Here is an 11,768-nt window from a genome sequence, read left to right on the forward strand (position 1 = left end):
AACAATAGAAAAGCGTAAATGCTACCGCTTCGCAATTTCTAATGAGTCTGTTGATCAAAAAATATACTTGATCATGTTCTCAGGAATGCTTTAGTCGCAGAACGTTTTTGTGTGGGGGAGCGATGCAGCGTTTTATGCCAGAGGTTCTGAGTGGGCTTGTGAGTGCCGGTCTGATCGCGGGCACGGAGCGAGATGTGAGACCGGTTAATCCGGATGCCGAGCAGGCTCTGCGGCTGTTTAAGCCGGTCTTGCGAGCCGGCCGGGTTCGCCTGGTGCCTGTCTCTCTTCCAAGCTGTCCAATCCATTTTTGTACCGCTGTTGTTCCGCCTCAAAACTCTGATGAGCAGCATACGGCAAAGGCGACTGGGTCCTTTGCTGCCGGTGGGCAAGCAAATACGAAAATAGGTGCATCTATTAGTTGTATTGGGGAGGTTGCTGAAAGATTAACCCTTTGTTCTCTTGGGCAAGATGATCCGCGTGTTGTTGGTGTTACGAAGGGTGAGTATCAAGCCGATCTTGCATCCATACTGGGATTTAGTGAGGCCCAGACGAGTGATTTGCTTCGCAAGCGAACGGAGTTGGGGCGGGAGTCCCGTGGTTCTGTAATCGATTGGAGTAAGTTGAGTAATCGTCTTGTTCGCGTGAGTAATTTGTTAAACGGGACTGAGGCGCGGCTACCTGCATTCGCGGCTCTTTTCGGAGAAGTTGTTCTCGAACACGGTCTCACGGTAGGCGTTTCGTCAACAGTTGGGTGTGCGGTCTGGTCTGACTTAGAAGGCGCGCGGGAGCGGGCTCTGTTAGAGCTTGCAGAGCGCGATGCAGTGGCTCAGGCATGGTACAACCGCTTGGGGATAACAGTGGTACCCAGGCCGGTTTTGCGCGAAAAAATTTCTGACAACTTGATGAGATATCTGTCTGAGCGCCACCGAAAGACAACGATTTGCAGGGTCGAAACTGATCTGCCGGTCCATGTGGCCGTTGCCATTTCTCACCGCGACGATGGTCACGCGGCAGCGTTTGGTGCTTGTGCCGAATGGGATCTCGGATCAGCGATCTTCGGAGCAATCACCGAAATGCTGCAGGGAGAAATCTCGTTGTCTGCGATGGAGACTGCGTACCCAGATCGTCCCCATGAGCAAGGCAGCAAAATTCCATCTCAGCTTCGGTATGCCCGCCAGAGATCGATCCTGGATGATTGGCCAGTTGGAGAAGCCTCGGTAGCGGCTTCTTTTTCTGAAGCCGAAGCCTTTACTTATGACGGATTGTTGGAGGCCTTGCGGCAGAAGGGAATTACAGTTTGGGAGTTTGATGCGACACGTCCGGATCTTGGTGTGCCCTGCATCAAACTGTTCTCACCCGAATTGTGCACCTGGCAGCCGCGGTTTGGCAAAGACAGGCTCTTTAGTGGCGTGGTCGAGCGCGGACTGCGCACTGAACCTGAACGGGAAAAGGTCTTCTCAGAGCGCCCGTTCCCATTCTAGTCATGCTCAGGAGCACTTTGATCCTGTTGCAGTCTGTTAATTGACGGGGACCGGCCGGCCGTCGGCTTGCGGCCGCGCCAGCGTCATGACCCAGAAATTCCGCCATTTTCCATTGCTGCGATTGGTGCGGGCAATTCCGACACGCGTCACATACGGATTGAGCAAGTTCTTGTTGTGGCCTTCGGAACCTTGCCAGCCGCGGAAAGCTGCAGGCAGATCCGCATAGCCGGCACCCAGATTTTCTGCAGCTGCGTAATTCGGGTACCGCGCCTTGTCGAGCCGCTGGGAAAGACCGAAGGCGCTGTGCTGCCAGGTGTCCATGCTGTCGCGTTTGGCAATATGCCGCGCCATATCTTGCGAGACACCATCAAGCGCCGGATCGTGACGCAAGGCCGGAAGACCATTCTTTGCGCGATAGGCATTCACCATCGCCATGAGAGAAGAGGTGCTGACATCGACATCTGTAAAGACCGGCCGGTCTTCCAATTCGACTTGACCGCCAGGCAGCGCACCGCAGCCTGCCAAGAAAGCAAGGAGCAAGATCAAGGGCAGGGTGCGCAGGCACTGAATAGCTCTGTTTTTCTGGCTGCCGAAAATCATTGTCACGCGTCATCTCCCGGCCAGGAAACACCCTCATCGGCAAAGAAGTGATGCGGTCCGGGATATGCTTCGACATAGGCCATATGGGTCACTGTGCCTGCTTGCGGCGTATGGTGATGAAGGAAATATGCGGGCGGTTCGAAGTTGAACATCGGCGGCCCATCTTCGGTCAAATCCAAAACGACCTGGTGGCCCGTACTGGGGGCGAGCGTCATGATCTTGCCTGCGAACTCCGCGATGATCGGGCGGTGCAGATGACCGCAAAGCAGCCGCTGAATGTGCTTGTGCGGGCCGATCACCTCCGCGAGCGCACCGGCGTCATTCAAGCCAATCGCATCCATGTGCTGAATGCCGCTGAGGGCAGGCGGGTGGTGGAGGGCGATGAGCGTCGGCCGATTGTCCTCCGAGAGACGATCTGACAACCAATTCAGCTGCGGTGTGCCGAGTTCGCCATTCGGTTTGCCGGGGATGTTCGTATCAAGCGCGATGAGCCGGATATCGCCAATGCCGGCGGTGTAGCAGAGCTTGCCCTCTGCATCGCCGTCCATACCCGGAAACCCGGACATCTCGCGGCGCATATCGGCGCTGCCGTCATGGTTGCCGGGGATCATGAACACCGGCATGGCGAGCCGCGACAGGATCTGCCGGGCAAGTGCATATTCCCGTGGATCGCTTTTGTCTGTGAGGTCTCCAGTCAAAACGACTGCGTCCGGGCGTGGCGTCAGGCCGTTCAAGGCCGGGATCGCCCGTTCCGCCAGCATGTTTGTATCGGAGACGCGATAGCAGGCAAGTCCGCGCGGACGAAGATGCAAATCGGTAATATGTGCAATGAGTGCCATATGATTGCCAAAGGAATGTTGCGAGGAATCGTCCCCATGACGATAGCTTCACAGAGTTTGGGTGCAAGCAGTGTTTCCCTTTTCAAAAAGCTCATGTAGGAGATGCACACACATTCTTTTTGAAAGGCTGGGATCAAGCCCTTTTGATCCTCGCGGAATCGGGTCGTAATGGCAGAAACGCAATCGGCAGCGGCAAACAGCGCGCAACCGGAGCAGGATCCGGAAAAGTCCGGAAATCAAATGAAAAAGCCGATATGGCTGCGCATCTTCGGCCATGATGTAACTGCACCGCTCCTGCTGCTCGCGTTAGCGCTTGTTTTGTTCGTTCCAGGTCAGTGGACTGTACCACCTCTGGACCGCGATGAGCCGCGTTTCACGCAAGCGACCAAGCAAATGCTCGAAACTGGCGACTATGTCGATATCCGTTTCCAGGATCAGGCGCGTCACAAGAAGCCGGTTGGCATTTATTGGCTGCAGGCGGCTGCCGTCAAACTGACAGGCCATGATGCATCGGCTGCGCTTTGGGTCTATCGTTTGCCGTCCATTATCGGCGCGACCTTGAGCGTTCTGGCGGTGTTTTGGTTGGCAAGAGCCTTCATGGGCCCCTCAGGAGCGCTTGTTGCTGGTTCCTTTGTTGTGCTCGCCATCATCCTTGGCGTTGAAGCGCGGCTTGCGAAAACCGATGCCACCCTTTTTGCAACGATTGTTATCGCTCAGGGCGCTCTCGCGCGGCTCTGGCTGAGGAACAGCTCTGATAGGGCCTGGGGCCTTGCTTTTGTGTTCTGGACCGCGCTTGCGGCAAGTGTCTTGGTCAAGGGACCAGTTGGCCCGATGGTCGTCGGGTTCACGGTTGTTGGCTTGATCATCACCAGCCGCAATTTGAGCTGGTTCAAGGGGGCCGTCCCGCTGGCCGGTTTCATCTGGTTTTTCTTGCTTGTTCTACCTTGGTTCGTCGCCATTTGGATCGCAACAGACGGCACATTCTTTACAGAAGCGATCGGCAAGGATCTACTCGGCAAGGTGTCTGAAGGGCAGGAAGGGCATGGGGCCCCGCCGCTGACCCATCTCGGTGCCATGTTTGGTGTCTTTTGGCCGCTTCCGGCATTCTTCCTGATTGCTTTGCCGATGATGTGGCGCGAGCGGAAGAGCCCTTTGGTGATCTTCGCAGCTTGCTGGTTTTTCCCAAGCTGGGTGGTGTTTGAACTCGTTGCGACGAAGCTGCCGCATTACACCATGCCCTTGATGCCTGCACTGATTTTGCCTGTGGCGGCGGCCCTGATCGAAGGCGCCGGTTTCCAAACGGCGAAATGGCTACGTTGGGTGGCGGCGATCTTGTTGGCGGTGCCCGCCATAGGAATTGCGGCCGCCGCCTTTGGAGGCCCGTTTGCGCTTGGTATCTGGCCATCACCTCCAGGGGCGATTGTCACCGGGATTGGCGCAGTTTTTGCCGTCTTTGCCGCTACCCGTCTGCTCCGTGGACCGGCGCTCTATGCTCTGCCAGCCACAACGCTGACCGCAATTTGCGTTGCCATCGGTGTATGGGGTTTTTCAGGACCGGCACTGACCACGATCTGGGTTAGTCCGAGGCTTGTCACTGCGATGGACGAGATCCCGGGGTGCGCAAATCGGGATACCCGGCAAGTGGTCACGACCGGCTTCCACGAGCCGAGCTTTATCTTCCTGGAAGGGACCAACACCAAGATCGTGCCGGAGGCTGAAGCCGCCGATTTCCTCGCGCAAGTTAAGGCGGGAGAGAGTGGTGTTTGCCGGATCGCAGCAATCGAGAGCCGGCATGAAGAGGCGTTTTTGGCCGCAGCCAAGGAGAAGGGTCTTGTCCCCGTGGTGCGAAAAAGGGTAGACGGCCTGAATATCAACGGCGGCGATGATGTCGAAATTGCGCTCTATCAGTCGGCCGCGGACGCAACAGACACACAAGGCGGCAATGAGCAGCAATAGTCGGATAAAATGGGTGCTGGAACGGATGCGCGGCAATGCCCGGCGCGCCATGATCCTTTATTCCAATCGCAAGGAGCGCGGTACCGCTCAGTTGCGGACATTGCCACCGGGCCAACGGCCACAAGATATCCTTGCTGTTCTTCTTTTAACGGTGGGTGTCGCAGTCGTTGCCTTTGATGCGCCGACGTATCCTTGGCTGAACTCACTGCCGAACGAATACCGGACTGCCTTCCGCTCGTTCACTGATTTGGGTAAGGCAGACTGGATCCTGATTTCAACGGGTGTTCCTTGTCTCTTTCTGCTCGCGCTCGACGCCGGCCGATATGCTTTCCGGATCCGGATGGCGATCGGCGCCGTCTTCACCTATGCGGCGTTCGTCTTCTACACGGTCGCAGCGTCCGGGATTGTGGTGCTAATCATCAAGTGGAGCCTTGGGCGCGCGCGTCCGAAATTGTACGAAGAGTTCGGCCCCGTTCATTTTGATTTCCTTGCATTTCACGGCAAGTTCACGAGCTTTCCGTCCGGCCATTCCACAACAGTCGCCGCCCTTGCGACTGCGCTTTATTTCATCTTCCCGGCTTACCGGTGGTTGATTGTTGTCAGTGCGTTCTGGCTGGCATTCTCCCGGGTGATGGCGGGTGCGCATTACCCAAGTGACGTCATTGCCGGCACACTGCTCGGCATGACCTTCACCTTCTTCACCGTGCGTGCCATGGCCCGGCGCCGGATCGGTTTTCATATCGCGGAAAACGGCAATATCGTTCCGAACATGACCGCCATTTCGGCCAAGGCAAGCGCGCGAGCCGTTTGGCAGGTTTTGCGCGGACAACGCGGAGCGCAGCGCATCGTACCGGCCCGGACTGCGGTTAGCGAGGCGGACTGAGTGGATGTCATGACAAAGAGTTATTTGGAAGCCCTGGCCGCGACAAAGGGCGGTATCGCCGTCACTGTGGTTGTTCCTGCCAAAGATGAAGCGGAAAATCTGCCAATTCTTCTCGACGAGATTGAAGCAGCACTCAGCGGACGGACGTTTGAAGTCATTGTAATCGACGACGGATCATCTGACGGGACCGACATTGTTCTTCAGGACTACGCGGCAACGCATGACTGGCTGCGTCCGGTTCGGCACGAAAAGTCTTGCGGTCAGAGCTGTGCAGTACGCACCGGACTTCAGCATGCGCGTGGTGACGTCGTCGCCACCATCGATGGAGACGGGGAAAACAATCCCGCATATATCCCGCAGTTGCTCGATGCGCTTGAAGCCGCAGGGCCGTCTGCTGCGCTTGCTGCGGGTCAAAGACTGGGCCGGAAAGCAAGTCTTGCAAAACGGTATGCCTCCAAGTTCGCGAACAAACTGCGGGGCGCCATCTTAAAGGACAACACCCGCGACAGCGGCTGCGGTCTCAAAGCGCTGCGCCGTGAGGTCTTCCTTCAGCTTCCGTATTTTGACAGCTGGCACCGGTTTCTCCCGGCATTGGTGATCCGCGAAGGCTACAATGTGGTGCATATTGACGTTCAAGACCGGCAACGGCGCCACGGGACCTCGAAATACGGTATCTTCGACCGGGCGTTGGTCGGGGTGCTGGATTTGTTTGGTGTGTGGTGGTTGCGCCGCCGCCGCAAAAAAATTCCGGTTGTCCGGCCATTGACCTAATTTGACGCCACAATTCCCGAGCAGAAACGCGCCGCTGGCGTATCAAGGTAACTGGAATCCGACATGGCTGCCCTCATAGACTGGTTTCATGCAGTCTTCATTGCACAGTTTGATTTTTGGCTGATCTTCGGTCTGGCTGCGCAATCAATGTTTATGATGCGCTTTGTTGTTCAATGGATGGCGTCCGAACGTGTCGGACGATCCATCGTGCCGATCGCTTTTTGGTTCTTTTCGATTGCCGGCGGGATCATGCTGTTCACATACGGTGTGATCAAGAAGGAGCCGATCATCATTCTGGGGCAGGGGCTCGGACTGGTGATTTATTTCCGGAACCTTTGGCTAATTTTCAAGGAAAAACGGCGCGATCCTGCAATCTGACCGCGCCATAGCTCGTGTGATATTCTGAGTGATCCGGCTGTGATCAGTCTGTGAAATCGCTTTCGTTCATGACCCGTGCCGAACCAGAAACACGGATTGAGCTTCCCTTTTCAGATCCGATTTCCGCAACGATGCGGCTGGGATGCCCCATGTCATATCCCTGATTGATTTCGATGCGGCCCTGATGCGGCCAACCAATGTCCCGCAGATAACCGGCATAGGCAGCGCTGGCCGCCCCAGTTGCCGGATCTTCATAGACCCCGCCCGAGGCAAAGGCATTGCGTGTATGGAAGAGTTGTGGCGTTTCGCTGAAGGCGATTAGAATCGTAACCCACCCAAGCTTTTCCATCAGTTTACGTCCCGCTTCCTGATCATAGGTCATGTCCGAGACGGCCTCGCGTGAGTTAAGCGTCAGCGCAAAATGATCTGCGCCGCCATGGACGAGCGCTGGCAGGATGCGGATATCGATCTGATCTTTCGTGTAGCCGAAGAGATCCATAACCTCGTTCACAACATCATCCGGTGCTGGTTGGCTTTTTGTCGGGGGCGATTGGAGGGCGGCTTCCACGAGTTCGCCTGAGACAGCGCCTTCCACGGAGATTTCAGCTTCGTTGAGCTTCAGATTGTAGCGCCCTGGACCGAATTCGCGGGTGAGGGCGGATCCGAGTGCGATGGTCGCGTGACCACAAAACGGCACTTCGGATTGCGGCGAGAAATAGCGGACCCGCCAGGCCCCGTCGCCTTGAGGCGCAGCAAATGCGGTTTCGGAAAAGCCAACATCCGCTGCGATGGCGCGCATGTCTTCGACTGACGGATGCGCGTTACTAATGAGCACACCGGCCGGATTGCCGCCGGTGTTGCCATCTGAAAATGCGGAAATGCGCTGAATGTCCATGGTGGGAGCCTTTGTGTGTTTTCGGTTCCCACCATTTTGTGACAAGCAAGACTGATCGCAACAGGTTCCATCCATGAAACTTGTTCATGGAATCCATCAACTATGCGAAAGCCTTGTCGAGGGCCTGGCCAAGGTCCTTGATCAGATCTTCCGGGTCTTCAAGGCCGATGTGAAGGCGAACCGAGTGAAGATTGGGATCGACGTTTGTCGCCGACCGCATGCCTTTCAATCGAACCGGGATTGCAAGACTTTCAAATCCGCCCCAGGAATATCCGAGACCAAACAGGGTCAGCGCGTCGAGAAACGCATAGGCCTGATCTTGTGTTGTCCCGGCCGCAAAGTCGAAGCCGCACAGGCCCGAGGCACCGCTGAAGTCACGCTTCCAGATCTCATGGCCGGGATCGCTCTCAAGTGCCGGATATCTGATCGCTCCGATGGCTGGCTGCGTCTTTAGCCAGTCCAGAACGACGGCTGTGTTTTTCTGGTGCCGCTCCAGGCGGACCGACAGGGTGCGAAGCCCGCGCAAACCCAAATAGACATCATCAGGACCGACATGGCTGCCCATTGCGCCATGGAGCGTGTCCAGTTTGTGCCAGGCCTTTTCGCTGGCAGCGATCGTGCCGAGCATGACATCTGAATGACCGACAATGTATTTCGTGCCCGCCTGAATGGAGAGATCAACGCCGAATGCAATTGGCTGGCAATAGAGCGGACTGGCCCAAGTGTTGTCCATGAGCACGGTCGCATCGATTTCGTGCGCGGCTGCCGCAATTGCTGGAACGTCCTGCATTTCGAAGGTGAGGGAGCCTGGGGCCTCAGTAAAGACTGCAGTGGTGTTCGGTTTGAAGAGCGATTTGATGTCCGCACCGACAGCCGGATCGTAGTACTCAACATCAACGTTAAGGCCTGGCAGGACAGTATCTGCAAAGTGACGGGTCGGGCCGTAAGCCGTATCGGCGATCAGCATATGATCGCCTGCCTTCACGCAGGATAAAATCGCCAACGCTATGGCGTTCAGGCCGGAGTTGGCCAGTTTCACGCCAGCCGCGCCTTCAATTTCCTTCAAGGCGTCTTCTAGGGAATCAGTGGTTGGATTGCCGCGGCGTGCATAGGAGTACTTCTGCGCGCCCGTCACCATGGTCTTGGTGTCGGGATAGAGCACTGTGGAGGCATGGACGACTGGCGGATTGACAAACCCATGGAACCCGGACGGATCCCGGCCGCTGTGCGCAAGAACAGTTTCAATGCTTCTTTTATTGTCCGGCGTATTCGTCATCTATTCTTCAGTCCGCTTTGGCTTGTCTTGTTTTTCCATGTCGGCACTCAGCACCGGCCCAATGCCAATGGGCTGATCATGTGATATGCCGATGGGCTTTCTGATCGCGAAATTGCGTCAGATCGCTGTTTTTCCCAAGACATTTTTTCATTGGTATTCGTGGTTTGTTGCAATGGTCCTTTGAAAGGCTGGGATTTGCGAGCCCTATTTCGCGCCTCAGGAGGACTGAAAATGAAAAACACTCTCAAAAGCTTGGTGATCGCCGCGGCGTTCTCAGGGGCCGCCTTTCCTGCTTCGGCATCCACGCTCGAGCAGGTCAAGGAGAACGGTTACTTCACCTGTGGTGTGAGCCAGGGCAATCCCGGGTTTTCCAACCCGGACAGCGATGGGAACTGGAGTGGACTGGATGTCGACTACTGCCGAGCGATTGCCGCAGCCGTTCTCGGGGATCCGACTGCAGTCAAGTTCCGGCCATTGTCATTACCTGAACGGTTCGCGGCTCTACAATCCGGCGAAATTGATGTTCTGTCGCGCACGACAACATGGACTATGTCGCGTGACACGAACCTTGGCGCCAACTTCGTCGGTGTCATGTACTACGACGGCCAGGCGATGATGGCCCGCAAGGAGCTTGGGATTACATCGGCCATGGAACTTGCCGGCGCCTCGGTCTGTACGGCGACTGGAACCACGACGGAACTCAACGTCGCCGACTTCTTCCGGGTTAACAACATGGAGTACGAGGTCGTTGCCTTTGAAAAGAACGATGAGGTGACACAAGCCTATGATGCCGGCCGGTGTGACGTCTACACAACCGACAAATCGGGTCTGCACGCCAACCGCTTGAAGCTGACCAATCCGTCCGAGCACATGATTTTGCCAGAGGTCATTTCAAAAGAGCCACTGGGCCCGGTGGTCAGGCAGGGCGACGACCAGTGGTTCAATATAGCGAAATGGACCTTGAACGTTCTGATTAACGCAGAAGAACTCGGTGTGACCCAGGCAAATGTCGCAGACATGGCGTCTTCTGATAATCCAGTTGTAAAACGGCTGTTCGGGGTGGAAGGCAACTTCGGCGTTGCGCTCGGGCTTGATCAGGACTGGGCCGTCCGCATCATAAGCGCGGTCGGTAATTACGGAGAAATCTTCGCGCGCAACGTTGGTGTTGATACCCCGCTTGGAATTGAGCGCGGTTTGAACGCGTCCTCGCTCGACGGCGGTATTCTTTACGCCCCGCCGGTTCGGTAAAAAGGTCTTGGTCCGATGCTTTTACACGAATGCATCGGACCTCACTTTGCGGCGTTTCAGGTCTTTCCGTAGGGGACGCAGCCTTAGCGAAAAAAACGAATGATTACGTAATGGGCAGCCAATGAGGCGAAACTAGACATGTTCGCGTTTTGTGCAGCCATGGTAACCGTAATCCTACTTCGGCCCGAGAATTTTAACGAGATATCGTCAGCAAGTACTTGACCCGAACACGCAAATGCCATCGTATGGGGGCTGTTGGATCGGGGGGATGATTTCCGGAGGAACCAGCGCTTTGCGCTGGAATTTGCCCGCAATGTCGGGCGAAGAGGACATCAACTCATACCGGCCAGCTAAATAAAAGTTATGGGTAACAAATAAAGGCTGCATATCCATGTCTAACAAAATCCTTCCGCTCGTACTCGGCGCCGCTATGGGTGTCGCTGCGACAGCTGCTGGTGCGACGACGCTGGAAGACGTCAAGGGCAAAGGCTTCATCCAGTGTGGTGTGAGCCAGGGTCTGCCGGGCTTCTCAAACCCGGATGCACAGGGGAACTGGACCGGTCTCGACGTTGATCTCTGCCGCGCAATGGCTGCTGCAGTATTCGGCGACGCTTCTGCCGTTAAATTCACTCCGCTTTCTGCTAAAGAGCGCTTCACTGCTCTGCAGTCCGGCGAAGTTGATGTTCTGTCCCGGAACACCACCTGGACCATGTCCCGCGACACTCAGCTCGGTCTGAACTTCGCAGGCGTCAACTACTACGACGGTCAGGGCTTCATGGTCCGCAAGGATCTGGGCGTGACCTCTGCTCTGGAACTGTCTGGCGCATCTGTCTGCACCAACACCGGTACAACCACCGAGCTGAACGTTGCTGACTACTTCCGTGCGAACAACATGCCGTACGAAATCGTCGCTTTCGAAAAAGCTGACGAAGTTGTCGCTGCATACGACGCTGGCCGTTGTGACGTTTACACCACGGACGCATCCGGCCTGTACGCTCAGCGCCTGAAGCTGACCAACCCGGGCGACCACATGGTTCTGCCGGAAATCATTTCCAAAGAGCCGCTTGGTCCGGTTGTTCGTCAGGGCGACGATGAGTGGTTCAACATTGCTAAGTGGACCCTCAACGCAATGATCAACGCCGAAGAAATGGGCGTGACCTCTGCAAACGTTGACGAAATGAAGGGTTCTGACAACCCGTCCGTCAAGCGTCTGCTTGGTGCTGAAGGTGCATTCGGTGAGGCCATCGGCCTGTCCAACGACTGGGCTTACAACATCATCAAAAACGTTGGTAACTACGAAGAAAGCTTCAATGCCAACGTCGGTCCGGACACTCCGCTCGGCATCTCCCGCGGCGTGAACGCTCTGTGGTCGAACGGTGGTTTCCTGTACGCTCCGCCGGTACGCTAATCCTCTGATTTAAAGAGGTTTTTGGGGTTCCGG

General features: G+C 56.1%; 11 protein-coding genes. 7 read left to right on the forward strand and 4 right to left on the reverse strand.

Features of this window, described 5'->3' with window-relative positions:
* The first annotated feature begins 122 nt into the window (after positions 1-122).
* Complete coding sequence (locus ACVDG4_RS02495; RefSeq protein ID WP_447233906.1) at positions 123-1,481, forward strand: YcaO-like family protein; 1,359 nt, start codon at positions 123-125, stop codon at positions 1,479-1,481.
* A gap of 36 nt (positions 1,482-1,517) precedes the next feature.
* On the opposite strand, the gene ACVDG4_RS02500 is transcribed toward ACVDG4_RS02495, so the two are convergent.
* Together ACVDG4_RS02500 and ACVDG4_RS02505 are read right to left on the reverse strand one after the other, a co-directional pair.
* Entirely contained in the window at positions 1,518-2,081 is a 564-nt protein-coding gene (locus ACVDG4_RS02500; protein WP_447235073.1) for a CAP domain-containing protein, read from the reverse strand.
* Between the two features lie 2 nt (positions 2,082-2,083).
* Positions 2,084-2,920 carry a phosphodiesterase gene (locus ACVDG4_RS02505; protein WP_447233907.1) on the reverse strand — a complete coding sequence of 279 codons (837 nt, stop codon included), beginning with the start codon at positions 2,918-2,920 and terminating at the stop codon, positions 2,084-2,086.
* Positions 2,921-3,160: 240 nt separating this feature from the next.
* Here ACVDG4_RS02505 and ACVDG4_RS02510 point away from each other — a divergent pair, with 240 nt between their 5' ends.
* From ACVDG4_RS02510 to ACVDG4_RS02525, 4 genes are all read left to right on the forward strand, one after another.
* Positions 3,161-4,876, forward strand: coding sequence for a glycosyltransferase family 39 protein (locus tag ACVDG4_RS02510; protein WP_447233908.1), 1,716 nt, complete (start codon positions 3,161-3,163; stop codon positions 4,874-4,876).
* A complete protein-coding gene (locus tag ACVDG4_RS02515; RefSeq protein WP_447233909.1) occupies positions 4,863-5,759 on the forward strand; it encodes a phosphatase PAP2 family protein in 897 nt (298 codons plus the stop codon). Before ACVDG4_RS02510 ends, ACVDG4_RS02515 begins: the two co-directional genes overlap by 14 nt.
* 9 nt (positions 5,760-5,768) lie before the next feature.
* Positions 5,769-6,530 (forward strand): glycosyltransferase family 2 protein, encoded by a 762-nt coding sequence (locus tag ACVDG4_RS02520; protein ID WP_447233910.1) that lies wholly within the window; start codon positions 5,769-5,771, stop codon positions 6,528-6,530.
* Between the two features lie 63 nt (positions 6,531-6,593).
* On the forward strand, positions 6,594-6,908 hold the full coding sequence (locus ACVDG4_RS02525) for a lipid-A-disaccharide synthase N-terminal domain-containing protein (RefSeq protein WP_008191718.1): 315 nt from the start codon (positions 6,594-6,596) through the stop codon (positions 6,906-6,908).
* A gap of 43 nt (positions 6,909-6,951) precedes the next feature.
* Here the strand turns inward: ACVDG4_RS02525 and ACVDG4_RS02530 are convergent, their stop codons facing one another.
* Both ACVDG4_RS02530 and metC read right to left on the reverse strand, forming a co-directional pair.
* The gene (locus ACVDG4_RS02530; protein WP_447233911.1) at positions 6,952-7,803 is read right to left on the reverse strand and encodes a PhzF family protein; all 852 of its coding nucleotides are present in this window, start codon (positions 7,801-7,803) and stop codon (positions 6,952-6,954) included.
* A 100-nt stretch (positions 7,804-7,903) separates the two neighbouring features.
* Positions 7,904-9,079, reverse strand: coding sequence for a cystathionine beta-lyase (metC, locus tag ACVDG4_RS02535; protein ID WP_447233912.1), 1,176 nt, complete (start codon positions 9,077-9,079; stop codon positions 7,904-7,906).
* Positions 9,080-9,310: 231 nt separating this feature from the next.
* On the opposite strand from metC, the gene ACVDG4_RS02540 reads away from it, so the two are divergent.
* Positions 9,311-10,327 (forward strand): amino acid ABC transporter substrate-binding protein, encoded by a 1,017-nt coding sequence (locus ACVDG4_RS02540; RefSeq protein WP_447233913.1) that lies wholly within the window; start codon positions 9,311-9,313, stop codon positions 10,325-10,327.
* A gap of 391 nt (positions 10,328-10,718) precedes the next feature.
* Entirely contained in the window at positions 10,719-11,735 is a 1,017-nt protein-coding gene (locus ACVDG4_RS02545; RefSeq protein WP_209002198.1) for an amino acid ABC transporter substrate-binding protein, read from the forward strand.
* Positions 11,736-11,768 lie beyond the last annotated feature (33 nt).

The sequence above is a fragment of the Roseibium sp. MB-4 genome (assembly GCF_053005265.1).

Excerpts from the sequence above, each read along its gene's own strand:
- ACVDG4_RS02495 (WP_447233906.1), top strand. The coding sequence starts at position 123 with ATGCAGCGTTTTATGCCAGAGGTTCTGAGTGGGCTTGTGAGTGCCGGT.
- ACVDG4_RS02500 (WP_447235073.1), bottom strand. The coding sequence starts at position 2,081 with ATGATTTTCGGCAGCCAGAAAAACAGAGCTATTCAGTGCCTGCGCACC.
- ACVDG4_RS02505 (WP_447233907.1), bottom strand. The coding sequence starts at position 2,920 with ATGGCACTCATTGCACATATTACCGATTTGCATCTTCGTCCGCGCGGA.
- ACVDG4_RS02510 (WP_447233908.1), top strand. The coding sequence starts at position 3,161 with ATGAAAAAGCCGATATGGCTGCGCATCTTCGGCCATGATGTAACTGCA.
- ACVDG4_RS02515 (WP_447233909.1), top strand. The coding sequence starts at position 4,863 with ATGAGCAGCAATAGTCGGATAAAATGGGTGCTGGAACGGATGCGCGGC.
- ACVDG4_RS02520 (WP_447233910.1), top strand. The coding sequence starts at position 5,769 with ATGACAAAGAGTTATTTGGAAGCCCTGGCCGCGACAAAGGGCGGTATC.
- ACVDG4_RS02525 (WP_008191718.1), top strand. The coding sequence starts at position 6,594 with ATGGCTGCCCTCATAGACTGGTTTCATGCAGTCTTCATTGCACAGTTT.
- ACVDG4_RS02530 (WP_447233911.1), bottom strand. The coding sequence starts at position 7,803 with ATGGACATTCAGCGCATTTCCGCATTTTCAGATGGCAACACCGGCGGC.
- metC (WP_447233912.1), bottom strand. The coding sequence starts at position 9,079 with ATGACGAATACGCCGGACAATAAAAGAAGCATTGAAACTGTTCTTGCG.
- ACVDG4_RS02540 (WP_447233913.1), top strand. The coding sequence starts at position 9,311 with ATGAAAAACACTCTCAAAAGCTTGGTGATCGCCGCGGCGTTCTCAGGG.
- ACVDG4_RS02545 (WP_209002198.1), top strand. The coding sequence starts at position 10,719 with ATGTCTAACAAAATCCTTCCGCTCGTACTCGGCGCCGCTATGGGTGTC.